General features: G+C 61.4%; 23 protein-coding genes and 1 pseudogene. 11 read left to right on the forward strand and 13 right to left on the reverse strand.

Annotated features, from left to right (window positions below; genetic code table 11):
- Positions 1-42: 42 nt before the first annotated feature.
- Both TK06_RS00515 and TK06_RS00520 read right to left on the reverse strand, forming a co-directional pair.
- A complete protein-coding gene (locus tag TK06_RS00515) occupies positions 43-471 on the reverse strand; it encodes a DUF2628 domain-containing protein (protein ID WP_063320336.1) in 429 nt (142 codons plus the stop codon).
- Positions 472-765: 294 nt separating this feature from the next.
- Positions 766-1,680, reverse strand: a complete 915-nt coding sequence (locus TK06_RS00520; RefSeq protein ID WP_063320337.1) for a LysR family transcriptional regulator — start codon at positions 1,678-1,680, stop codon at positions 766-768.
- Positions 1,681-1,789: 109 nt separating this feature from the next.
- Between TK06_RS00520 and TK06_RS00525 the strand changes: the two genes are divergently transcribed.
- The 4 genes from TK06_RS00525 to TK06_RS00540 all read left to right on the forward strand — a co-directional run bounded on the left by TK06_RS00525 (position 1,790) and on the right by TK06_RS00540 (position 4,753).
- Complete coding sequence (locus tag TK06_RS00525) at positions 1,790-2,875, forward strand: TauD/TfdA family dioxygenase (RefSeq protein ID WP_063320338.1); 1,086 nt, start codon at positions 1,790-1,792, stop codon at positions 2,873-2,875.
- A 4-nt stretch (positions 2,876-2,879) separates the two neighbouring features.
- A complete protein-coding gene (locus TK06_RS00530; RefSeq protein ID WP_063320339.1) occupies positions 2,880-3,644 on the forward strand; it encodes a sulfite exporter TauE/SafE family protein in 765 nt (254 codons plus the stop codon).
- A 93-nt stretch (positions 3,645-3,737) separates the two neighbouring features.
- Complete coding sequence (locus tag TK06_RS00535) at positions 3,738-4,448, forward strand: AzlC family ABC transporter permease (RefSeq protein ID WP_063320340.1); 711 nt, start codon at positions 3,738-3,740, stop codon at positions 4,446-4,448.
- Positions 4,445-4,753: an AzlD family protein gene (locus TK06_RS00540; RefSeq protein WP_063320341.1), complete on the forward strand. Its 309-nt coding sequence runs from the start codon at positions 4,445-4,447 to the stop codon at positions 4,751-4,753. Before TK06_RS00535 ends, TK06_RS00540 begins: the two co-directional genes overlap by 4 nt.
- 53 nt (positions 4,754-4,806) lie before the next feature.
- Here TK06_RS00540 and TK06_RS00545 read toward each other — a convergent pair whose 3' ends face one another.
- Together TK06_RS00545 and TK06_RS00550 are read right to left on the reverse strand one after the other, a co-directional pair.
- Complete coding sequence (locus TK06_RS00545) at positions 4,807-5,013, reverse strand: hypothetical protein (protein WP_027912993.1); 207 nt, start codon at positions 5,011-5,013, stop codon at positions 4,807-4,809.
- Between the two features lie 232 nt (positions 5,014-5,245).
- Positions 5,246-6,457, reverse strand: a complete 1,212-nt coding sequence (locus TK06_RS00550; protein ID WP_063320342.1) for an MFS transporter — start codon at positions 6,455-6,457, stop codon at positions 5,246-5,248.
- A 128-nt stretch (positions 6,458-6,585) separates the two neighbouring features.
- Here TK06_RS00550 and TK06_RS00555 point away from each other — a divergent pair, with 128 nt between their 5' ends.
- Complete coding sequence (locus TK06_RS00555) at positions 6,586-7,098, forward strand: anti-virulence regulator CigR family protein (RefSeq protein ID WP_063320343.1); 513 nt, start codon at positions 6,586-6,588, stop codon at positions 7,096-7,098.
- A gap of 30 nt (positions 7,099-7,128) precedes the next feature.
- Here TK06_RS00555 and TK06_RS32840 read toward each other — a convergent pair.
- Positions 7,129-7,221: pseudogene (locus TK06_RS32840) on the reverse strand (metal ABC transporter ATP-binding protein); the annotation flags it as partial.
- 215 nt (positions 7,222-7,436) lie between these two features.
- Positions 7,437-9,281 carry a sigma-54-dependent Fis family transcriptional regulator gene (locus TK06_RS00560; RefSeq protein ID WP_018608201.1) on the reverse strand — a complete coding sequence of 615 codons (1,845 nt, stop codon included), beginning with the start codon at positions 9,279-9,281 and terminating at the stop codon, positions 7,437-7,439.
- Between the two features lie 355 nt (positions 9,282-9,636).
- Here TK06_RS00560 and TK06_RS00565 point away from each other — a divergent pair, with 355 nt between their 5' ends.
- The 6 genes from TK06_RS00565 to TK06_RS00590 are packed head-to-tail and all read left to right on the forward strand — an operon-like array spanning position 9,637 to position 15,588.
- Positions 9,637-10,731, forward strand: a complete 1,095-nt coding sequence (locus TK06_RS00565; protein WP_063320344.1) for an ABC transporter ATP-binding protein — start codon at positions 9,637-9,639, stop codon at positions 10,729-10,731.
- Positions 10,731-11,840, forward strand: a complete 1,110-nt coding sequence (locus tag TK06_RS00570) for an ABC transporter ATP-binding protein (protein ID WP_063320345.1) — start codon at positions 10,731-10,733, stop codon at positions 11,838-11,840. Before TK06_RS00565 ends, TK06_RS00570 begins: the two co-directional genes overlap by 1 nt.
- Entirely contained in the window at positions 11,837-12,703 is an 867-nt protein-coding gene (locus TK06_RS00575; protein WP_030142069.1) for a carbohydrate ABC transporter permease, read from the forward strand. Before TK06_RS00570 ends, TK06_RS00575 begins: the two co-directional genes overlap by 4 nt.
- 10 nt (positions 12,704-12,713) lie before the next feature.
- Positions 12,714-13,514 (forward strand): carbohydrate ABC transporter permease, encoded by an 801-nt coding sequence (locus TK06_RS00580; protein WP_063320346.1) that lies wholly within the window; start codon positions 12,714-12,716, stop codon positions 13,512-13,514.
- 10 nt (positions 13,515-13,524) lie between these two features.
- Entirely contained in the window at positions 13,525-13,797 is a 273-nt protein-coding gene (locus TK06_RS00585) for a DUF2160 domain-containing protein (protein WP_063320347.1), read from the forward strand.
- Between the two features lie 48 nt (positions 13,798-13,845).
- Positions 13,846-15,588 carry an ABC transporter substrate-binding protein gene (locus TK06_RS00590; RefSeq protein ID WP_063320348.1) on the forward strand — a complete coding sequence of 581 codons (1,743 nt, stop codon included), beginning with the start codon at positions 13,846-13,848 and terminating at the stop codon, positions 15,586-15,588.
- Between the two features lie 119 nt (positions 15,589-15,707).
- Here TK06_RS00590 and TK06_RS00595 read toward each other — a convergent pair whose 3' ends face one another.
- The 7 genes from TK06_RS00595 to TK06_RS00625 all read right to left on the reverse strand — a co-directional run bounded on the left by TK06_RS00595 (position 15,708) and on the right by TK06_RS00625 (position 23,728).
- Positions 15,708-16,646, reverse strand: coding sequence for an alpha/beta hydrolase (locus tag TK06_RS00595; protein WP_063320349.1), 939 nt, complete (start codon positions 16,644-16,646; stop codon positions 15,708-15,710).
- A 125-nt stretch (positions 16,647-16,771) separates the two neighbouring features.
- Positions 16,772-17,566, reverse strand: a complete 795-nt coding sequence (locus TK06_RS00600; RefSeq protein ID WP_063320350.1) for a ChbG/HpnK family deacetylase — start codon at positions 17,564-17,566, stop codon at positions 16,772-16,774.
- Positions 17,538-18,713 carry a GNAT family N-acetyltransferase gene (locus TK06_RS00605; RefSeq protein ID WP_063320351.1) on the reverse strand — a complete coding sequence of 392 codons (1,176 nt, stop codon included), beginning with the start codon at positions 18,711-18,713 and terminating at the stop codon, positions 17,538-17,540. The genes TK06_RS00600 and TK06_RS00605 overlap by 29 nt, the downstream gene beginning before the upstream one ends.
- A gap of 5 nt (positions 18,714-18,718) precedes the next feature.
- A complete protein-coding gene (locus tag TK06_RS00610; protein WP_063320352.1) occupies positions 18,719-19,408 on the reverse strand; it encodes a GNAT family N-acetyltransferase in 690 nt (229 codons plus the stop codon).
- Positions 19,405-21,300 carry a hypothetical protein gene (locus TK06_RS00615; protein ID WP_063325035.1) on the reverse strand — a complete coding sequence of 632 codons (1,896 nt, stop codon included), beginning with the start codon at positions 21,298-21,300 and terminating at the stop codon, positions 19,405-19,407. The genes TK06_RS00610 and TK06_RS00615 overlap by 4 nt, the downstream gene beginning before the upstream one ends.
- Before the next feature lie 122 nt (positions 21,301-21,422).
- Positions 21,423-22,727 (reverse strand): lipopolysaccharide biosynthesis protein, encoded by a 1,305-nt coding sequence (locus tag TK06_RS00620; protein WP_063320353.1) that lies wholly within the window; start codon positions 22,725-22,727, stop codon positions 21,423-21,425.
- Positions 22,724-23,728, reverse strand: a complete 1,005-nt coding sequence (locus TK06_RS00625; protein WP_063320354.1) for a polysaccharide deacetylase family protein — start codon at positions 23,726-23,728, stop codon at positions 22,724-22,726. The genes TK06_RS00620 and TK06_RS00625 overlap by 4 nt, the downstream gene beginning before the upstream one ends.
- Positions 23,729-23,734: the final 6 nt, after the last annotated feature.

The raw sequence follows: 23,734 nt of genomic DNA on the forward strand, positions 1-23,734 counted from the left end.
ACTCATGATGAGGCGCGGGCTCTCGATGACCCAAGCCTGCAATCAGAGACGCATGCCTTTGAACGGGTTCCAGCCTTGCTCGCCTTTCATTTCCTTGAGGTAGTAGGCGTAGTTGGCCATGAGTGCGTACATCATCGACATGGCGATGCTCAGGCCTGTACTCAACGGCCGCGGAAACTCCATGCCGAGGATCGCGAAAATCACGCTCAATGCGATATTGATCGCCAGGAAAATACCCAGCAGGGCGAGGTTTTTCTTCCAGAGGCCGAGGACGAACAGGTAGATAGGGCCAAAGAAAAACGCAATCACGTTGGCGTTGATGAGGATTTTCTTCTTGACGCCTGGCAGCGTCTTGACGGCTTCCTTATAGCGCGGGTCGTTTGGTGCGCCATAGGTTTCAAAGAAGTCAAAGCGTTCCTGCCACTTGGCGCTGTATTTACCCGTGCTTTGTACTTGTTCAGTTGTGCTCATTTTGCAAGGCTCCTGCTTTCCATTAGTGATTTTTCTTTCTTCCAAGAAATCCTGTGCTCTGTTTCTAGCGCATTGATTGCTTTGATCTTTGACAAAGGGCGCGAGTGAGTCGCCTGAGGTGTTTATTTTGCCGTTTTATGGGCCTTGGTGTGGAACATTCCGCACTGGCCGCTGGAACGGTCGCCTGGTCTGTGACGTGCTTCACCCTATTTTTTCAATGGGGCCCCCGGTGTGCTGAATCCGGATCGGGAGCAGCAGGTCGAGAACAGAGCAGCACAACTAGACGGTTGACCTTCAGGAGCGGCTGACGCGGTCACCGTAGACACGGATCATGTCCAGCAGGTTCTTGACCCGCAGCGGCAGGTTGCCGGCTGGATAGACCGCATGCATGCGCGGGTCTTCACCCGTGCTGGAGGTTAGTTTGTACTCAGGGAACACCCGCACCAGGCGTCCCGCAGCCACTTCCGGCTCCGCCAGCCAGTCGGCCAGGCGGGCAATCCCGGCACCGGCCAGCGCAGCCTGGAACACCGCCGCGCCGGAACTGAAGCGAAACTTGGGGTGCACGCGAAAGCTGCCGGCCTGGCCCGGCCCACGAAAATTCCATTCCTTGAGAATCCGCGGCGCCGTGTGCAGGATCAATGCGTGCTGTTCCAGCGCCTCGATGGATGTCGGCAGCCCGCATCGCTCCAAGTAGCCAGGGCTGGCATAGAGGTAGCGCGAATAGCTCCACAGCGGGTAGCCGATCAGGTCGCTGGATTGTGGGAAGGCGCCGCGAATCGAAAAGTCCAGCTTGCCCTCGACCGGATCGACCGCCGCATCGGTAAAGATCACATCCACGCTGACATCGGGATAACGCTGGCTGTACTGGGTGATCAACTGGGGGACCACCGTGTGGGCCAAGGATTGCGGTGCGGAAAAGCGGATCCAGCCGGTGGCCAGGCCGCTGAGCCCGGCCAGGTCCTCGTCCGCCTCACGTTGCAGATCGAGCATTCTGTGGGCGTGGGGCAGTAGCCGCTCGCCGGCCTCGGTCAGCGTCACGGCATTGGCCGAGCGATTGAACAGCTTGACCCCGCTGCGTTCTTCCAGCCCTTGAATGACGCGGGTCAGCGAGCTGGGGGAGCGCCCCAGGCTGCGGGCTGCGACGACAAAGCTGCGCTTGCGGGCCACCGTCGCAAAGGCTTCAAGATCAGCCAACATATCCAGTGCCACCGGCTACCTCATTGCACTTTTCACAATATGACATTGCAACACAAAAAAGCCCCTTCCGTTAGCCTTCCCGTTCTCAGCACAAGGACGTAGGTAGACAGGAGCGATGGATATGTCAACGCTGGATGAAACGCTCAGAAAAGCAACCGCCCTTGCGGGCGAAGCGACCCACGAATGGCTGGTGCCAAAAGCCCCCCTCTCGACAGAAAAGCCTTTGGTCGAATTACAGCTTTCCTACGAAGAAAAAAGAAAACTCCACAACGAACTCAGGCATTTCGCGATCGGCGACAGCGCCAGCGGCCTGCGGCAGATGCCCGCCCTCGGACGCTGCCTGGAACAACTGCTGGCTCCGGAAAAATCCCGCTTGCTGCGTGATTTCCAGCACTGCGACGAGGTGGCGCTGGTGATCCGTGGCCTGCCGGTCGACGCGCAGTTGCCGGCGACGCCCTACGGTGGCAACCCGGATATTGCTGAACTGCCGGTGGTCGCCGGGGCGATCCTCGCGGTACTCGCCGTGCTCGGCACCTGCCCGGTGGGCTACCAGGGCGAGAGCGAGGACAGCATATTTCGCCATGTCTCGCCCAAGCAGCAGCGGGAAACCGAGAGGAGTTCTTATGGCTCGCGCCTGGACCTGGGCATGCATGTCGACAATCCACACCTGCCGCTCAGTTGCGAGGCCGTGCAGCAGTTGTCTGCCTGCCCCGAGTACCTGAGCCTGACCGGCTTGCGCTGCGAGCTGACGGTGCCGACGCGGATCGTCGCGATTGCCGACGTGCTCAACATGCTGCCGGACTTCGTCGAGCAGGAACTGCTGCGCCCGAGCTTTTCAGTCCGCCGGCCGGACTCGTTCGCCCGCCAGGACACGGTCCTGGAACAAGTCCCGCTGCTCTACCGGCCCAGCAGCGGCGGCCTGCACTGTCGCTACAACATGGCCAGCATCAGCGCTCACTGCGAGCACTCGCGACTGGCCCTGCAACTGTTCGCCGCCGCTGCCAATCACCCCGACGTAGTCCGCTCGGTACTGCTGCAGCCCGGCGACATGCTGATCTTCAAGAACCAGCAGACCCTGCACGCACGCGATGGCTTCGCGCCGCGCTACGACGGCCTGGACCGCTGGATGCTGCGGGTCTTCGGCGTCAACGACCGCAAGCGCCTGCTCCCGCTCTCGACCACCCACCCCTTTATCGCCAGAGCCTGATCCAATGTTCGATATCGTCCTGCTATGTGTCTTCGCCTTCGCCGCCGGCCTGATCGATGCGGCCGTCGGCGGCGGCGGCCTGATCCAGATCCCGGCACTGTTCAATGTGCTGCCCGGCGCCCAGCCCGCTGCCCTGCTCGGCACCAACAAGGTCGCGGCGGCCTGCGGCACGGCCTTTGCCGCGCGCTCGTTCGTGCGCAAGGTGGTGATCGACTGGAGCCTGGTGGTTCCTGCCGCCGGCGCGGCCTTTGTCATGGCCTTCGCTGGCGCGGCGACGGTATCGCTCGTGCCGCAGGCCGTGATGCGCCCGGCGGTATTGGTGCTAATCATGCTGATGGCGATCTACACCTTCTGGAAAAAGGACTTCGGCAGCCTGCACAAGCCCATGCGCATCGGCACCAAGGAGAAGCTGCTGGCGGTACTGGTCGGTGGCGCCATCGGTTTCTACGACGGGTTGTTCGGACCGGGCACCGGCAGCTTCCTGATCTTCCTGTTCATTCGCTGCTTCGCCTTCGACTTCCTGCACGCCTCGGCGTCGGCCAAGCTGGTGAATATCGCCACCAATGTCGCGGCGCTGCTGTTCTTTATCCCGAGCGGCAACGTGCTCTACTTGGTAGCGCTGCCGATGGCGCTGTTCAATATCCTCGGCGCGCTGACCGGCACCTGGCTGGCGGTGCGCAAGGGTGTGCCCTTTGTCCGCGCGTTGTTCCTGGTGCTGCTGGTGATTCTGATCAGCAAGCTGTCCTATGACCTGATCTCGGTGGGTTGAGTTGCCCATAGCCCCGCCAAAAAGTGTTCGGCAAGCAGATTCAGCCCCATACTCTCGGTTTTTGCACTGTAGATATCCAGATGAGGCCCTGTTTTGTCGAATGTTGAACCCCAGTTGCACGCGCTGACGTTGAATCACATCTATGACGGTTTCAAACAGCTGATCCCAATCTCTCTTTTCGTCGTCGTGTTCGGCGTTGCTTTCGGCCTGGCGGCTGCGCAAACGGGCTTGAGTGATACGTCAGCCGTACTCATGAGCACGCTGGTTTTTGCCGGCGCTTCTCAATTTGCCGCACTGGATCTGTGGGGGCAGCAAGTGCCGGTCGTTCCGCTGATGATCACCGTCTTCGCTATCAACGCCCGGCACTTGTTGATGGGCGCGACGCTTTACCCGTGGCTGCGGGAGCTGCCCGTTGCCAAACGCTACGGTGTCATGCTGGTTGTTTCTGACGCCAACTGGGCCATGGCGATGCAGGCGCTCAGTCGTGGCAAGCCGGGGCTCGGGCTTTTATTCGGCGGCGGCATTGCGCTCTGGGTCGCGTGGATCCTGGGCAGTTGGCTGGGACTTCATTTCGGCAGCGCCATTGAGAACCCGGTCAGTTTCGGACTCGATATGGTGATGGGCTGTTTCTTGTTGGCGATGGTCGTGGGCGGGAAGAAAAACCTGCGCATGTTCATTATCTGGACCGTGGCGGCCTGCTCATCGCTGTTGGCTTACTGGTACTTGCCGGCGAACAGTCATGTCGTGGTCGGCGCTTTGGCGGGGGGCATTCTGGGTGCGCTGTGGATGGAGAAAACACAATGAGCATTGAAACGGCGGGTTACGGCACCCTGATTGTCATATTGATCATGGCCGCGGTGACATTGGCGACTCGGTGGGGCGGTGTTTTCGTGATGTCGTTCGTGCCGATCAACTATCGGGTGCAACAATTCATCACGGCCATGTCCGGTTCGGTGTTGGTGGCGGTGTTGGCTCCGCTGGCGGTTAAAGGTGATAACGGCGCACGCCTGGCTTTGCTGACTACGGCGATCGTCATGCTGATACTGAAAAAACCGTTGCCGGCAATTGCGGCCGGCATACTTGCAGCGGCTTTAGCCAGGCAGTTCTGAATGGTCGAGTCGCCCGCGAACAAGCGAGCGACGAAACCCCATCAACACCCAGGTCAAAAACTCAGCGCCGCCGCTTCCCCAAACGAGTGATCCTGTACACCCGTCATAAAGTGCAGCGACATCTCCTGTGGCGCCTCGATGGGCGGAATTTCAAAACTCCCCACCACCTGCCCCTGAAGCGCACTCAGCCGCATCGACTCTTCTTCCTTTAACTTTGCCATTCTCGCGTGATTCGCTGCGATTTCGTTGAGAGTTGACACGGTACATCTCCGTTTGCTGACCAAGCATTGATTAATTTGCCGCCGCGTCAGAATTACGTCGTTCTTGGCTGCTGAGACAAGTCAGTGCAAGCCCTGAGCCAGACGTGGCCGCCTGTTGGCTCCGCCACTGGACAGGTGACGAATGGCGGGGCAGACGTGCATTGACGGCGGCAACGTTGCAACCATGCCTCAACAATAAGTCACTGATAATACAAACCGCTCCCCGGCAGGGTCAGTCGGTCTCGGCGCTGTAGATGCTTGACCGGTGTGTCGAATACCTGTGCACCACAACCACCCCGGCTCCGATCAGGCTGGTGGCAACCGCCAGCAGCAGAATCACCTGCTGCGTTCCAATAGGCGCGGCCAGCACCGCGACCAGTAGGCCTGCGAGTGGTTGCGACAGGTTGTTGAGCAGCGTGATGACGCCGACGGTCTTGCCGAAGTCCTGGGGCGGAATGACTTGCTGGCGGAGGGTGCGGAAGTAGACGTTGAACATTTTGTCGAAACCGACAATCAGCAAGAAACCGACGACGTAGCCCCCTGTGTTCGGGCTGAGCGCAGTGATGAAGGCGCCGACGGCAATCAGCGTGTAGGAGAGGGCGCCCAGCAGTTTCAAGGGCAGGGTCAGCCGGGCGAGGAGGAACAGAATGAGGATGGTGGTCACGGCACCGGCTGCCTGTAGGCCTGCGTAGTCATCCTTGCCGGCGCCGTAATGGCCGATGACCATGGCCGCCGAGGTGGCGAGGGTGACGCCGATGATCAGGTTGACGCCCACTGCCAGGCTGATGATTTTTTTCAGTTCTGCCAGGTTGCGGATGTGGCCGAAGGCAATGCGCAGCGGGTTCAGCCAGAGGTCATGATGCTGCTCGAAGGTTTCCAGGGTGACCGAACTGATGCGCTGCCAATACAGCATCGCCAGGTCTGCCAGCAGGAACAGCCCGGCAATCGCTAGCACCACCCAGTGCCACGCCCACACCTCTAGCAGCAGCGCAGCGATCAGCGGGCCCAGCACCAAGCCGGTCTGGTCGGCTATTTGCGAGTAGGACAGGGTCTTGGTGTAGGTGTAGTGCTTGAAGATGTACGGCATCACCACTTCGCGGGCCATGATGCCCTGGGTGGTCAGCACGCCGCACAGGGCCGAGAGCGCGACGATCCAATAGATCCCGCCGAAGACGCCATGGAGCACGACCGCCACCCCGCAGGCGACGGCGCGATAGACCTGGCTGATGTGCAGGATGCGAATCGGCGAGAACTTGTCGCACAGCGCGCCGCAGATCGGGAACGACAGGTAGCGTGGCAGGGACTCGACGAAGAACGCCAGGCCTGCCCAGGAGACGCTGTTGGTGGTCTGGAAAACAATCAGCGGGACGATGAACAGCAGAATCTGGTCGGCCAACCGGGAGAGGAACATCGAGACGAAAAAAGCCAGGTAATCCTTGCGCATGAAACTCCTTGATTGCGGTGTTCAGGTATATCCGGTCCAGGCAAGCGGCGCGCAGTGTGATATGGAACTAATATCACCGTTAGTCTCTATATCTTTACAGGGGACATCCCTTTTTTGAGAGAACTGCCATGTTCAAATCGCGCTCGTTGATTGCTGCAGTGACGTGTTTCGCCCTGGCGGCTGGCCCTGGCATTGTTGTCGCGGACCCGGGCAACGGCAAGGGGAATGCTCAATTCGATCAAGGCCCCGGTCATGGACAGGGAGGTAAAGGCGGGCAGGGTAACAAGGGCGGTCAAGGCAATCCCGGCAACAAGGGCAACCAGGGCGGCAAAGGCAACCAAGGTGGTGGCGGCGGCGATTGGCATAACGGCCCGAGCCTCGACCGCAGCGGCATCCTGGGTGTGATTGGCGGCTATCGCGATTACTGGAGCCCCGGCCCGGCGTTGCCGCCAGGCATCCAGAAAAATCTTGCACGAGGCAAGCCGTTGCCACCCGGTATCGCCAAAAAGCTCGATGGGCGACTGCTGGGGCGGTTGCCGCACTATGACGGTTATGAGTGGCAACAGGTCGGCACGGACCTGATCCTGGTGGCGATCGCCACTGGCATCATCTATGAAGTGCTCAATGGCGCGTTCGACTAAGTCGGAGTAATGCCAATCAGTTAAGCAACACACCTGTGGGAGTGGGCTTGCTCGCGAAAGCGGTGGGTCAGTTAGCGATGATGTTGGCTGTGCCGACGCCTTCGCGAGCAAGCTCGCTCCCACAACTGGATTGGAGTATGACTGGGAGAGCCAGGCCGGCTGTCAGGCCGCCTCGCGGTGGACGTTGATCTCGGCGCCCCGTTAACCATGTGTCCGGTCCGTACACGCTTTTCGAAAGTGACCCGCCGTCAGGGCGGAACCCTAAGTGGCCGTTACCGCAGCAATGGATATGTACTCAATCAACAAGAGCAAGCCCACCCACTCCCACAGGTTTCGTATCAGCTTTCAAGTTGCCGCAGCCGTTTGTACAAGGTATTGCGGCTGACGCCCAGCCGTCGCGCCAGGTGTGAAATGTTCCCGCCCACTGCCTGCAACTGACGGTTCAGGTCCTCGGCATCGTTCAGGTCCACCGTCAGCGGCTCAGGCGTTTCCACCGGTTCCATTTCAAGGTCGACAAAGAAGTCGTCGGGCAGGTGTTCCGGGCGGATCGGCTGTTCCTCGGCCATCGCCAGGGCCACTTGCAGCACGCTGCTGACCTGTCGCAGGTTGCCCGGCCATGGATGGCGTTCGAACAGGTCCAGTACCTCGCGGCTCAGGCCGGCCCATTGGGTCGGTTCGCGGTGGTGTTCCCAGAGGCGTTTGAACAGGGCCTGTTTGTCGCTGCGTTCGCGCAGCGGTGGCAGCTCCAGCGTCAGGCCGCCGATGCGGTAGTACAAGTCTTCGCGAAACCGCCCCAGTTGCACCTGTTCACGCAGCGAGCGGTTGGTGGCGGAGATGATGCGGATGTCCACTGGGAACAGCTCGGCGCTGCCCACCGGCTGTACGCAACGTTCCTGCAAGACCCGCAGCAGCCGGGCCTGGGTTGGCAGGGGCATGTCGCCGATCTCGTCGAGGAACAACGTACCCCGGTCGGCCTTGCGGATCAGGCCGATGCTGCCTTTCTGGTTGGCACCGGTGAAGGCGCCTTTTTCGTAGCCGAACAGTTCCGACTCCACCAACTCGGCGGGGATCGCTGCGCAGTTGACGGCAATGAACGGCTGCTTGCAGCGTGAACTGGCCTGGTGCAGCGCTTTGACGAAGACTTCCTTGCCGACACCGGTCTCGCCGTGGATCAGCAGCGGAATGTCCTTCTCCAGCAAGCGCTCGGCCTGGCGCACGGCTTTCTCCACGCGGCTGTCACCGAAGTGCAAGGTGTTGAGGCTGATAGCGTTGCTGGCGGGGGCCGGCGCAGGTGCTGTTTCGGTGAACACGCGAGCCTTGATCGACACCTGGCTCGGGCGTCGGAGCAAGCACTGGAAACGGTTGCTACCGGATGCTTGCAGGGCGAACGGCAGGCCGTCGGGCTGGTTCAGCAGTTCCAGCAGCGAGACCTTGAACAGGCTTTCGATACTGACCCGTGACAGGCTCAGGCCCAGCAGGTTGTCGGCCCGACGGTTGGCGGACAGGACCTGGCCGCTCTCATCGAAGATCAGCAGTCCGGCCCATTGGCTGTCGAGGTTGTTCAGGCCGGTGTTGAAGGTCAGTTGGAAGTGTTCACCGCGAAACAGGTTGAGGATCAGCCGGTTCTCCACGGTCTGGCTCATCATCTTGACCATGCCCAGGGTGTGGGAGGGCGGCAGGTAGCTGTCGCTGGAGACGTCGAGCACGGCGATGACCTTGCGCTCGGCATCGAAGATCGGCGCGGCGGAGCCGGTCATGAAGCGGTTGGCCTTGAGGAAGTGTTCATCGTGTTCGATGTGCACCGCCTGTTCGCAGGCCAGCGCGGTGCCGATGGCGTTGGTGCCGGTGCAGCGCTCCATCCAGCTCGCCCCGGCGCTGAAGCCATGGGCCAGTTTCGGCTCGATGAAACGCTGGGTGCCCCAGGAGGTCAGCACTTGGCCCTGGTTGTCGGCCAGCATGATCAGGCAGTTGGAGTTGCTCAGGATGTTTTCGTAGTACGGCAAGACTTCCTGGTGGGTGGTCTGCACCAGCGAATGCTGGCTCTCCAGCAACTGGGCGATGCCTTGGGCGGGCAACTGGTCGAAGGCCGGCACGCTTTGATGGTTCAGGCCGAAGGCGCGGCAACGGGACCAGGAGGCCTGGATGATGGCCTCGTGGGACAAGGCTGGAGCAGGTGCGGCCATGGGGCACTCTCGCAGGAGCTGTTTTTATTGTTGTGGCAAGTCTCGCACAGACGCCTTGTGCTGGGGCAGGCCTGAATACCACTTCATACACATGCCCTTGTGGGAGCGAGCAAGCTCCCACAAGGGCATGGCCAGGCTAGCCGAAAACGTTCTTTCAGTGTTGTTCAAAATTGTTCATTGTCAACCCGCTCGTTGTTCAGTTGTTCATTCCTGATTGTTCACTTGTGTTCATCAACGAACGTCTTTTTCCTACGGATAAGTAGAAATTTCTTTTAGAACAATGGCTTGTGATTTCTGGCACGGCTTTCGCTTTCTAACTCGGGTCGCTTGACTCCAATAATAAAAAGGCCGAGCCATGTCATTAAAGCTTGAGCACATCTGTCGCACCGTCGAAGGCCAGACCTGGATCGACGATGCCAATCTGAGTTTCGAACCCGGATCCTTCAACGTCTTGTTGGGCCGTACGCTGTCCGGCAAGACCAGTCTCATGCGCCTGATGGCCGGTCTGGACAAGCCCGACAGCGGCCGCATCCTGATGAACGGCGTCGACGTCACCCACCGCCCGGTGCGGCTGCGCAATGTGTCGATGGTTTACCAGCAGTTCATCAACTACCCGACCATGACTGTTTTCGAAAACATCGCCTCGCCGTTGCGCCAGGCCGGTGTGTCCAACGAGGTGATCCAGAGCAAGGTGCTGGAAACCGCCAGGATGCTGCGCATCGAGAAATTCCTGCAGCGCCATCCGCTGGAATTGTCCGGCGGCCAGCAGCAGCGCACGGCCATGGCCCGGGCCTTGGTCAAGGACGCCGAACTGATCCTGTTCGACGAGCCGCTAGTGAACCTGGACTACAAGCTGCGTGAAGAGCTGCGTCAGGAAATGCGCGAATTGTTCCAGGCCCGCCACACCATCGCCGTCTACGCCACCACCGAGCCCAACGAGGCGTTGGCCCTGGGGGGCACCACCACGATCCTGCATGAGGGCCGGGTGATCCAGAGCGGCAAATCGTCCTCTGTGTATCACCAGCCGCAAACCGTGCTGGCCGCCGAGTTGTTTTCCGAACCGCCGATCAACCTCATGCCGGGTCGTATCGCCGGCAACGAAGTCAGCTTCGCCAATTTCGTGCACTTTCCGCTGAATGTCGACCTGCGCCCGGTGGGCGAGGGTGAGTTCCGTTTCGGCGTGCGCCCCAGCCATATTTCCCTGGTGCCGAGCAACGACGACGACCTCGAACTGGCGGTGACCGTCGAGGTGGCCGAGATCAGTGGCTCGGAGACCTTCCTGCACGTGCGCAATGAACATTTCCTGCTGGTGCTGCACTTGCCAGGAGTGCATGAGTACGACGTGGATGCGCCGATCCGCATCTACATTCCGACCCATAAACTGTTTGTCTTCGACGCCCAGGGCAAGCTGGTCCAAGCCCCAGGGCAGCGTATCGCGAGGGTTGCCTGATGGCTGAAATTCGTTTGCAGAACCTCGCCCACAGCTACACCAGCACCCCGGCGGGCCCCGAGGACTACGCGATCCGCGAGATGAACCACATCTGGGAGCAGGGCGGCGCCTATGCGCTGCTCGGACCTTCGGGCTGCGGCAAGTCCACCTTGCTCAACATCATTTCCGGACTGCTCAGCCCCTCCGAGGGGCAGGTGATGTTCGACAGCAAAGTCGTCAACGACCTGACCCCGGAGCGGCGCAACATCGCCCAGGTGTTCCAGTTCCCGGTGGTGTACGACACCATGACCGTGTTCGACAACCTAGCGTTCCCGCTGCGTAACCAGGGCATGGCCGAGGCCAGGATCCACACCAAGGTCCAGGAAATCGCCGAGGTCCTGGACCTGCAGAACCTGCTGGACAAAAAGGCCCGCAACCTGACCGCCGACGAAAAACAGAAAGTCTCCATGGGCCGCGGGCTGGTGCGCGACGATGTGTCGGCGATCCTGTTCGACGAGCCGCTGACGGTGATCGACCCGCACCTGAAATGGAAACTGCGGCGCAAGCTCAAGCAGATCCACGAGCAGTTCAACATCACCATGGTCTACGTCACCCACGACCAGTTGGAAGCCTCGACGTTCGCCGACAAGATCGCGGTGATGTACGGCGGCCAGATCGTGCAGTTCGGCACGCCCCGGGATTTGTTCGAGCGCCCGAGCCACACCTTTGTCGGCTACTTCATCGGCAGCCCGGGGATGAACCTGATCGAGGTCACGGCACAGCCCGGTGGCGTCGGCTTCGCCTCGACGCACTTGCCGCTGTCGGAAACCTTGCAACGACGGGTCGCCGAAGCCGAAGGCAAAAGCCTGAAGGTCGGTATCCGTCCCGAGTTCGTGCATGTCTGGGATGGCCCTTACGACGACGCGATGCAGGCTGACGTGGTCCATGTCGAAGACCTGGGCACCTACAAGATCCTGACCCTCAACCTCGATGGCGTACCGCTGAAAGTACGGCTGGCCGAAGACAAGCCCGTGCCCGAAGGCACCGCGTACATCAGTTTTCCGGGCCAATGGCTGATGGTCTATGCCGATGAGTATTTGCTGGAACCGCTGAGCGAGGTGCAGCCATGAACAAGGTGCAGAACAACAAGGCCTGGTGGCTGGTATTGCCGGTGTTCCTGCTGGTGGCCTTCAGTGCCGTGATCCCGATGATGACGGTGGTCAATTATTCGGTGCAGGACATCTTCGACCAGTCCAGCCGCTACTTCGTCGGCGCCGACTGGTACAAGCAGGTGCTGCTCGATCCACGGCTGCACGATTCGCTGCTACGCCAGTTCATCTACTCAGCGTGCGTGCTGCTGATTGAAATCCCCCTGGGCATCGCCATCGCCCTGACCATGCCGACCAAGGGCAAATGGTCGTCCCTGGTGTTGATCATCCTCGCGATCCCACTGCTGATCCCGTGGAACGTGGTGGGCACCATCTGGCAGATTTTCGGCCGCGCTGACATCGGTTTGCTGGGCTCGACCCTCAACGGCCTGGGCATCAACTACAACTATGCGGCCAACACCATGGACGCCTGGGTCACCGTGCTGGTGATGGATGTCTGGCACTGGACTTCGCTGGTGGCGCTGCTGTGCTATTCGGGGCTGCGGGCGATTCCCGACGTGTACTACCAGGCCGCGCGGATCGACCGGGCGTCGAACTGGGCCGTGTTCCGGCACATCCAGTTGCCGAAGATGAAGAGCGTGCTGCTGATCGCGGTGATGCTGCGTTTCATGGACAGTTTCATGATCTACACCGAGCCGTTCGTACTCACTGGCGGCGGGCCGGGCAACGCCACCACGTTCCTCAGCCAGACCCTGACGCAGATGGCTATCGGCCAATTCGACCTGGGCCCGGCGGCGGCGTTTTCCCTGGTGTACTTCCTGATCATTCTGTTGGTGTCCTGGCTGTTCTACACCGCCATGACGCACTCCGACGCCAACCGTTGAGGCCCGCACGATGAGCAAGAGAAAGCTGATACCCCTGCTGATCTACATCCTGTTCCTGCTGGTGCCCATCTACTGGCTGCTGAATATGTCGTTCAAGAGCAACACCGAGATCCTCGGCAGCCTGACCCTGTGGCCGCAGGATTTCACCTTCCACAACTACAAGGTGATCTTCACCGACCCGAGCTGGTACACCGGTTACTTGAACTCGCTGTACTACGTGAGCCTGAACACGGTGATCTCCCTGGGCGTCGCGTTGCCGGCCGCCTATGCGTTTTCCCGCTATCGGTTCCTGGGGGACAAGCACCTGTTCTTCTGGCTGCTCACCAACCGCATGGCGCCACCGGCGGTGTTCCTGTTGCCGTTCTTCCAGCTGTATTCGTCCATCGGGTTGTTCGACACCCACATCGCCGTGGCCCTGGCCCACTGCCTGTTCAACGTGCCATTGGCGGTGTGGATCCTCGAAGGCTTCATGTCCGGGGTGCCGAAAGAAATTGACGAGACCGCCTACATTGACGGCTACAGTTTCCCCAAGTTCTTCGCCAAGATCTTCATTCCGTTGATCGGCTCCGGCATCGGCGTCACGGCGTTCTTCTGCTTCATGTTTTCCTGGGTAGAGCTGTTACTGGCGCGCACGCTCACTTCGGTGAATGCCAAGCCGATCGCAGCGGTCATGACCCGTACGGTGTCGGCGTCCGGTATCGACTGGGGCGTGCTGGCGGCGGCGGGGGTGTTGACCATCCTGCCGGGCATGCTGGTGATCTGGTTCGTTCGCAACCACGTGGCCAAGGGCTTTGCCCTGGGCCGGGTCTGAGGAGTCGATGATGGAATGGATGAACTGGACCGCCCCCACGGCGGCGTTCTTTGGGGTCATCGCCTTGCTGCTGGCAGGCATGACCACGTGGGAATTGCGTTCGCCGAGTATCCCTCGGCGTGGTTTCCTGCCGATTGCCACCACCCGTGGCGATCGGTTGTTTATCGGTCTTCTCGGTAGCGCCTATCTGCATCTGCTGGTGATTGGCGTTACCGACTGGAGCATCTGGATAGCGTTCGCGTTGTCTGTGGTGTGGCTGTTGGCAGTGATGCGGTGGGGCTAATCGCGACAATTCGACGATCAGGCTCTTAAACCCAAACAGGAGGTCTCTATGTTCGATAAAAACAATAAGCTGCGACATAGCGTTTCATTGGCAGCCATGCTGGCACTCAGCGGGCTGAGCGCTGCGGCCTGGGCCGACGCCTATGAAGACGCCGCTAAAAAGTGGATCGGCAGTGAATTCAAGCCGTCTACCTTGACAGCCGAGCAGCAGCTCGAAGAACTCAAGTGGTTCATCAAGGCCGCCCAGCCGTTTCGTGGGATGAAAATCAACGTGGTGTCGGAAACCATCGCCACCCACGAATATGAATCCAAGGTGTTGGCCAAGGCCTTCAGCGAAATCACCGGGATCCAGCTGACCCACGACCTGCTCCAGGAAGGCGACGTGGTGGAGAAGCTGCAGACCCAGATGCAGTCGGACAAGAATATCTATGATGGCTGGGTCAACGACTCGGACTTGATCGGTACGCACTTCCGCTATGGCAAGACCGAATCGATCACCGACCTGATGGCCAATGAAGGCAAGGACTTCACCTCGCCGACCCTGGACCTCAAGGACTTCATCGGTATCTCCTTTACCACCGCGCCGGACGGCAAGGTCTATCAACTGCCCGACCAGCAATTCGCCAACCTGTACTGGTTCCGCGCTGACTGGTTCGAACGTGCGGACCTGAAGGCCAAGTTCAAGGAGAAATACGGCTACGAGCTGGGCGTGCCGGTGAACTGGTCGGCCTATGAGGACATTGCCAAGTTCTTCTCCGAAGACGTCAAGGAAATCGACGGCAAGCGCGTCTATGGTCACATGGACTACGGCAAGAAAGACCCGTCCCTGGGTTGGCGCTTCACCGATGCCTGGTTCTCCATGGCCGGCGGCGGCGACAAGGGCCTGCCCAACGGTTTGCCAGTGGACGAGTGGGGCATTCGCGTCGAGGATTGCCATCCGGTCGGTTCCAGCGTGACCCGTGGCGGCGACACCAACGGTCCCGCGGCTGTGTTCGCGACCACCAAGTACGTGGACTGGATGAAGAAATACGCACCGCCGGAAGCTGCGGGCATGACCTTCTCCGAGTCCGGCCCGGTGCCGTCCCAAGGCAACATCGCCCAGCAGATTTTCTGGTACACCGCTTTCACCGCCGACATGACCAAGCCGGGCCTGCCGGTGGTGAACGCCGATGGCACGCCGAAATGGCGCATGGCACCTTCGCCACGCGGCCCGTATTGGGAAGAGGGCATGAAGCTGGGGTATCAGGACGTGGGTTCCTGGACATTCATGAAATCCACGCCGGAGAAGCAAAAGCTCGCGGCCTGGCTCTATGCGCAGTTCGTGACGTCCAAGACCGTGTCGCTGAAGAAAACCATCGTTGGCTTGACGCCGATTCGTGAGTCGGACATCAACTCCCAGGCGTTGACCGACCTAGCGCCGAAACTCGGTGGCCTGGTGGAGTTCTACCGCAGCCCGGCCCGCGTGCAATGGACCCCGACCGGGACCAACGTGCCGGACTACCCGCGCCTGGCTCAGCTGTGGTGGAGCCACATCGCCGAAGCCGCCAGTGGCGAGAAGACCCCGCAGCAGGCCCTCGATGGCTTGGCCAAGGACCAGGATGCGATCATGACGCGCCTGGAACGCTCCAAGGCCCAAGCCACCTGCGCCCCGAAAATGAACCCCGAGCGCGACGCGCAATACTGGTTCGACCAACCGGGCGCACCGAAGCCGAAACTGGCGAACGAGAAGCCTAAAGGTGAAACAGTGAGCTACACCGAGCTGTTGAAATCGTGGGAGGCAGCACGCAAGTAAGGCCCCAAGCGTGAAAACGAACGGCACCGAAAGGTGCCGTTTTTTTGCGTGCGCTTGCACCGCTATCGCGAGCAAGCTCGGCTCCCACTGGGGATTGTGGTGATCTGAAGGGCGAGTGATCAACCCGCTTTGGCCGGGCTGGCCAAGGCGTTTCCGGCCACGGGCGATGGTGGGCTTTTCATCAGGGCATTCAATGCCTGCCCGTAGTTTTTGCCCGCCAGGCTCATGCTGTTGTTATGCGTCGCCCCCGGCACCAGCAGCAGGCGCTTGGGCTCCCGGGCGGCGTTGAACAGTTGCTCGCTGAAGCGCGGCGGGACGTAACGATCGGCAGAACCATGGACCACCAGCAGCGGCATGTTGATCTCGCCGATTTTGTCGATGGAGTCGAATTTCTGTGACAACAACCAGCGCACCGGCAGGGACGTATTTGCCATTGCGGTGGCGACATCGCCCAGGGAGGTGAACGTGGATTCGATGATCAGGCCGCGGACCTGGGCAGCGCCATTCTTCGCGGCCTCCTGGCCCAACTGCGCAGCGAGGTCCACCGCGACGGCACCGCCCAGAGAGTGACCGTAGATCAGCCGCAGGGCCGGGTCCGGTTGCAGTACCTTGAGGCGTTCCCAAGCGATGCGTGCATCCTCATAGACGCTGGCTTCCGACGGCAGATCCCCATGGCTTTTGCCAAAGCCACGATAATCGATAGCCAGCACCGAATAACCCAGCGCCCTCAGTTGCTGGATACGAAACAACTGGCCGGTCAAATTCCAACGCACACCGTGCAAGTACAGGATCGTCGGTGCGTTCTTGCGTTCGGCCGGCCACCACCAGCCGTGGATATTTTCCCCGGCCTTGAAACTCTTGGGCTTGAGATCGAATTCCTGCACGCCGCTGGGAAGCCCACTGAACCAGCTCGCGGTCCCCGGCTCGATGCGAAAGACCAGCTCGCGTTCCTTATGTTGCAGCACTGCACAGCCCACCGGCAGCCCGACCACCATTGCGCTCATGACAAGGAAGGCCAGCCAGCGCCGCCGAAGGCGAGAGAATAAAGGTAAAGGCATCGACGCAATTCGCAACTCGAAACAGAAGATGCCTTGTAGCAGATTTTCCGCAAGCGGCGCCGGGATTTCGGACGACCGTGGCGAGGTAGCAAACGCCCTCGCCACAGGTAAACACCGCGCTCCTGTCAGTGCACATCCCCGTACTCAACCACCGTCAACACCCGTGCGTTCCGGCCGTATGCGACCTTGGGCACGCCCGCCAGGCGCTTGTGCAGTACTTGGGTCAAAGACTCGCCTGGCCTCAAGCTGGCATCGCCAAAATCCCCGTCCAATTGCATCGGATGCACGATGACCTCAAGCGAGCCATATGCCGGTGGCGCGGCGTGGTCCAGGTCGGCTGGGGTGCAGACGTAGTCCGCTGTCGCGCCGCACAGGCTGCGCATGCGCCGGTTGAGCAGGGTCTTGAAGATGCGTTTGGGCAGGTTCAAGTTTGCCCCCAGGTTGCGCGCCAGGCGTATGGGCACGCCTTGCCTGGCGGCGAAGCGGGCCACCAGTTCGCCGATGGGCCAGATGTTGTGCACATGTTGATGGGAATCGAGATGGCTGGGTCGCAGGCCGTGGTCCAGGCAGTGTTGCCATTGCGCTTGCAGTTCATCTTCCACTGCCGCCAGATCCTTTGAGCCCAGGCGCAGGCAATAACGCGACAGATTCAGGTCGAACTGGCCACTGGCGTCGCAAAAAACCGCTCGTGAGGTGATCGCCTGGCCCAGCGGCGGGCCGTAGCTGAGGTTGAAATGCAGGCCAACGTGGCCGTTGAGCAACGGTTGCCGGGCCATTTCACACGCCTGATCGAAACCCGGCATGTTGGCCATGGCCGTGGTAGAACTGATCACTCCGGTCTCGAAGGCCCGCAGGATCAGCGCGTTTTCGCTGAGGCTGAGGCCGAAGTCGTCAGCGTTGACGATCACTTGGCGCGGCATCCGTCTTCTCCTGGTTCTTTGGAGGGGACGATGCCGTCGTCGCGGTCGGTTTGCTCCGGCTTTTGCCGAACCATGGCTTCAGGCTTTTCCATAGCCGCAAGGCAAACCCCAGCAGCAAGCCACCGGGCTGCCAGGAGTAAAAACTCCAGCGCCAGTGTTCCAGTTGGCCAGTCATGCGTTCGTGTAGCTGATGGCTGGAGTTCTCCAGGCTGACGCGCGAGGCATCGATCCAGTGCCAGTTCTCGTCCAGCCCCCAGCGAATCCACTCTTCGAGCAATACCCGGCCGCTGCCCAGGTCGGCATGCTGCGGCAGGAACGCCAGGTTGTAGTCATACAGCCGTCCCTGATCCAGTAAACCGAGGCGATAGCTGATGCATTCGCCGTTCAGCTCCAGCATCACCACCCGCACCAGGCCTTGGGCGGCGAGGGCGGTGAAGGCGTGGTTCATCCATTGCCGGCGCCTGGGGTCGGCGAAGATGCCGACGCCTTCCTCGCCTTTCCAACTGGCCGCCTCGACCTCGGCCAGGTTGCGCAACAACTGCCCCATGCTGATGGCATCCGGTTTCACCCGGCGGATCTCGGCGCCACAGGCGGAGATTCGCTTGCGTGCGCGGCGCAATTTGTAGCGTGGGTCGCCGGAGATTTCCTGATGGTCGCTGTCGCTGATCAAATGTACCGGCACCCGGCAACTCAGGCGTCGTTCTCCGGTGGAACTCAGTGCCATCCAGGCACTGAGGACGCTTTGCTCACCGACCGGCTCGACCACCTCGTTCAATTGCAGCAGCGCGTGGGGCAAGTGCTGACGGATCTGCATCAACGCCTGTCCCATGCCTTCGGCGTCCAGGCGCACCATCAAGGCGATGCGGTCGGCCAATGGATAACCCAAGTGATGCAACACCCGGAACCGCAGCCCGCCGATACGCTCACGCCCCGATACCAGGGGCAGGCACAGGCACAGCGCCTGGTCCTCCCAGCCCAGCAACACCTGTAACTGCTGGTCCGGCAGCAGGGCGAACTCCGCCGCTTGCAACCAGGCCAGGGTGTTGAAGGGCGTAGCGTCGGGCACCTGGGTTCGCAGCTGGTCATAGGCCGTTATGGGAAAGTCCTCGGCGCCCAGGGAGCGACACCATTGGAACCGGATCGCCATGGGCGTCAGGCCGCTGCAGTCGATGCAACCGGCTGGGCCGGTTTACGGAAGGCGTCCAGTGCCGAGCCGTTGTAAAGCGTGTCGCGGAAAAAACGCCAGCGACCGAACAGGCGATACACATGGGTGATCTTGCCGCGTTCCTGGAAGCCCATGCGTATATGCATCTTGATCGCTGGGATGTTCTCTATGTCGCAGACATCGACCATGGTGTCGCAGCCTTTGTCCGCCATGACTTTCCACATCTCCAGCTGCATGTCCGCCGACATCCCGGAGCCCCAGTAGGCGCGGGTCATCTCGCCGCCGAACTGAAAGTATTCGCCGGGGTTGATCGGGAAGTTGCAGCGATAGAAATGACGGTCGAAATAGTCTCGCGTGCTGCCCCAGGCGAACCCCACGGTGTCGCCTTGACCGTCCAGGTACATCAAGCCTGTGTAGCCTTCGGCGGCCAGCTCGTGCATGGTTTTGACGCGGTCGCCGAAATACCGGGCAAAAGCGTCGGCATTGTTGACTGTGATGAACTCCAGGCGCATCGGCGGGTAGGCCTTGAGATTATGCGGGGGCAGTGGGGTCCGCACATCGTGCTCCAGCCATACCAGTTGCGAGTGGAGAAACACGTAGCGTCTGAACAGCTGTTTGAGGACGGCGCGCAGGCCTTTTTTCTGGATGCGATCACGCAATTTCTGCAGAACGTTCATGGTGCCTCCTGACGGGTGGCGGGGTGGGGGGAAACGGAAGCGGTCCAGCTCAGGGCAAACAGGGTTTCTCCTGGCAGGAGAAAGTGGATTTGCCCGGCCTCGCAATTGAACGGGGCGCTGCGGCTATGGTTGTCGGGGCCGAAATACGCCAACTCGGCTTTCGCCTGGGGGCAGGGCACGCCGTCCAGGCTGACCTGTTGCAGGCGCGTGCTTTTGTTTACGCCCAGCAGGCTGCGTCTTGCGTCGGTGGCCATGGCCAGTACGTCGACTTCGAAGGCGTCGTTATCCAGGCGCAACACCTGTTCGAGCCAATGCGCTTGGATGAATTGCTGGGCCAGGCCCACCGGCTTGAGTTCCAAACGCTGGTTGTCCAGCACTCGCACCATGCCTTTTGGGTACTCCGGTTCGTCGGCGGACTGGAACCAGTTGAGCATGTCCAGCCAACCGTCCGCCGAGGCGTTGATCACCACGGACGTCCACCACAGGGCGGCGTAGTGGGTTTCCTGGTCGTAGGGGCTCAGGCTCGATCCGCTGGACATGTTGGTCTGGTCCAGCAGCAAGGCCTTGTTCGGCCGGCCCTTGCTGTCCAGGCCCACCAGATCCGCGGCGCGGCGCACGCTGTTGCGATAGACCCGGGTCGCCAGCAGGTCGCGGATCATCCATTCATGCCAGGCCAAGGCGTCGATCTGGTCACTGGATTCGGCCAGCAAGCGTCGCGCCCAGTCGATCCCGCGCCGGTCAGCGGCGTTTTCCGCCAGGGGACCATTGGTGAACCGAGAGCTGGGCGGTATGGCAATGCGCACCCCGGCGCGGGTGTTGGCGGGGTCGGCGCGAACCTGGCTGGCCATGCTATTGAACACCTGCTGGAAGCTGGCGAAATCCGGGTAGTTGAGGTTCGGCTCATCGGCGAAACTGAGGTAGTGGATACCTTTGCCGCCCATGGCGCGGGTCGACTTGAGCCAGGCCTGCAAGCCGCTGTTGCTGACGCGGTCGGCCTGCAGGTCGGCCTTGCGTGCGCTACCGGCCAGCAGGGTGATGTCCCGGGTGATGCCGAAGCGGTCCTGGTACAGGCGCCGGAACCCATCTTCATGGTCCGGCTTGGCGGCGGTAACGTCGACAAAACTGTAATAAGTGGCGGCCTGGGGCTTGAGGGCATCGATTACCGGATAAGCGGAGGGCGGGGGCATGGCGTAGGGCAGGGACATACCCAGTTTCGGAGTTGTTCCCAGGACATCGCCATAGAGTTTCAGGTGCGCCTGCCCCGGGTCCTGGCGCAGCGGGTGCAGATGCTCGGCGGTCTGGGCGAACAGGTTCGCCGTGCCGTCCAGCCAGAACGCCGCCTTGCCGTTGCCCTGCAACTGCAAGCGCCAGGTTTGCTCGACGTTGGCAACGGGTAGGGCGACCTGGTCGAACTGCCAATAGGCCGGGTATGGCTTGAGGTTCAATTGCAGCTGTTTGCCATCGGCGACGCGACGGGCTTGCAGGCTGCGCACACCGCCGTGGAACTTGCCCGCGAGCATGGCTTGCTCACCGGGGGCGACCTTGAAGTACAACTCATCGCCGTCATGGGTTTCAGCGCTGAAATGCACCTTGGCCGGAGCGAACATCGCTTGGGTATGGGCGTCGTGCTCGACGGTGTAGCGACGGAAACTGTAGCCGGGAATTTCCAGTCGATAGCTGGCGGCCCCCGGCAGCAAGGGCCACTGCTGCTCGCCACGTTCCTGGGCGGCCTTGATCAAGCGCGCACCCACCAGTCGCCCCTGGCCGTTGAGCAGGTACAGGTGCTCACTATTGGCGTTGGCCTGCCAGGCTGGCACCCAGCGCACAGTCACGTAATCCGGGCGGTCGGTCTGCAGGTACAGGCTGCCGTCGCGGATGCCGGTCCATTGCATCACCGCGCCCTGGGCCAAAAAGGCCAGGCTCCAAAGGCACAGGCCTGCAGCCACTTTCCACCAATGCTGCACTGGCCCGATCGCGAGCTTATTCGCAATGGCGGTTTGGCAGGCAACCACACTCATGTCGATTTCCCCAACAGCATCTGGCGCATCGGCAGCAAGTCGCTGGGCAGGATAATCAGTGTCTGCCACAGCGCCACGCCGCTGAGGCGGCAGTACATGGCCAGCAGCGCCACGGTCACGCCCAGGTAGGCGATTGAAGACGCGGCGGCGGCCCCGACGATGCCGTAGCGGGGAATCAGGATCAGGTTCAGCGCCAGGTTCAGCAGCGCGCCCACGCCCATCAGCAGCGAAACCGTGCCGGGGCGGTCCTTGCCCAGCAGGTCCAGGCGCAGGATGCTCGCGTAGCACAGCCCGAACAGCCCCGGCAGCAGCGCCAGCAAGGCGGGATAAGCCGGCTGGTAGGCGGTGCCGAACAGGGTAACGATCAGCCATTGGCCGATCAGCGCCATGCTCAGGCAGGCGCCGAGCATCACCGTGGCGGTCAGGCGCAAGGCCAGGGGCGTCAGGCGCTGCATGTCGCGGTCCTGCTGCAACAGGCGTTTCATCAGCGGCGTGGTGACGGCTTCCGGCACGATCAGCAACAATTCGGCGGCGGCGCTGGCCATGGCGTAGTGACCCAGGGCCGTGCTGCCCAGCAGGGCACCGATGAACAGGAAGTCCGAGCGCAGCAGCACTTGCTGGAACAGCAGGTCCGGGTGGCTGCGGGCGCCGTAGCGCAGCAGTTCGTTCTGATGGGGGCGATCCCAGCGCAGGGTCACCACATGATCGCGACGCAACCACATCCAGCCGGCCAGCACCACCAGACTCAGGCCCGCCAGCCAACTGATCAGCGCCGCTTCCAGGGCCGCATCTTTCCACATCCAGAACAACACCAGGAACAGCACCAGTGGCGCCAGGGATTCCATCAGGCGCAAGGCATTGAAGGCACCCACGCCGCCGGAGGCGTTGTGCAGCGTCAGCAGACCGCTCTTGAGCACAGTCAACGGCACGGCCAGCAACAGCAGCCAGGCGAGCAATCCCAATTGCGTGGTGATGTCCAGCTCGCCGCCGAACTCGCGCACCAACGCCACCACCAGCAAGGTCAGCAAGCCGGCCAACAGGCAGCCGAAGACCAGTACCTGGCTGAGCAACAACCCCATCGAGCGCTGTTGCGCCGCCTGATAACCCACGGCGCAATTCAGCCCACCGCTGGTGGCGGCGCTGATCAGGTCCGGCAGGGTGCTGAGCAAGGCAAACAGCCCGCGTTCGCTAGGCCCGAGAATCCGCGCCAGCAGCACATTGCGCAGCAGGCGCAGGCCGATCATCGCCAGGCGCGTGCCCATGCTCAGTGCCAAGTGCTTGAGGTAATGAGCGCGGCTCATGGGCGTGTCCCGCGGCGAATGCGCCAGGCCAGCAATTCAGGGTGATGGGCATTGCTTTGACTGACGCCGAAGCGCGGCAGGTTCAGCGGGTCACCATCGTTGCGATACAGCCCCGCCTCGGTGCCGAGGGCGAAGGCAAACCCATGGGCCGCCACCTGTTGGCGCACCCGGGCATCGTGATCGCCGTTGGGGTAGCAATACACCGGCAACGGATGGGCACAGCCGTTTTCCAGGGCGATCCAGCTGCGCGTCAGTTCTTCGTGCAGGCGCTGGTCATCCAGCCCGGTCAGGATCGCGTGGCTGGCGCCATGGGGACCGAAGCGGATCAGCCCGGAATCTTCGAGCATGCGCACCTGGGGCCAGTCCAGGGCCTGGGGCTGGGAACCCTGGGGGCAGGCGTCGGTGAGGTCGCTCAGCGTGTGGGTATCGAGACTCTTGAGGCTTTGCAGGTAATGCAGCAGTGCCAGGCTGCGGCGCTCGTCGTCGATGTCATCGAGCAGCACCGGCAACGGTCGACCGACGTGCTGCAAGTGCTCGATCAATGAGCGCCGTGCCACCTGGCCATGGCTGCCCCAGAGGGTTTCGCCGATGCTTTCCCACCAGAAGTGCTGGCGACTGCCGATGAAATCGGTGGAGAGGAAAATACTCGCCGGCACCTGGTATTGGCGCAGCAACGGAAAGGCGTTCATGGCGTTGTCGCGCCAACCGTCGTCGAAGGTCAGGGCCACTCGCGGACGGTTCGGAACGGTTTCGGGATCGGCCAGCAACAAGGTCATCAGCGGCACGCACTCGAAATGCCGTAGCAGCCAGATCAGCAAATGTTCAAACGCTTCGGGCCCCACGCACAGTTCGTTGCGGTGGGGCAGTTCGGCGGCGCGGTCGTTGTTCAGTACACGATGGAGCATCAGGATCACGCCGGCGCCACGCAGGGGGTGGCGGCCCAGGGACGTGTTCAGGTACAGCCAGCCGCCGGTGCGCTTGAAGACTTGTTTGATTGACATGGGCCG

It is taken from the genome of Pseudomonas fluorescens, from assembly GCF_001623525.1.
Lineage (GTDB): Bacteria > Pseudomonadota > Gammaproteobacteria > Pseudomonadales > Pseudomonadaceae > Aquipseudomonas > Aquipseudomonas fluorescens_Q.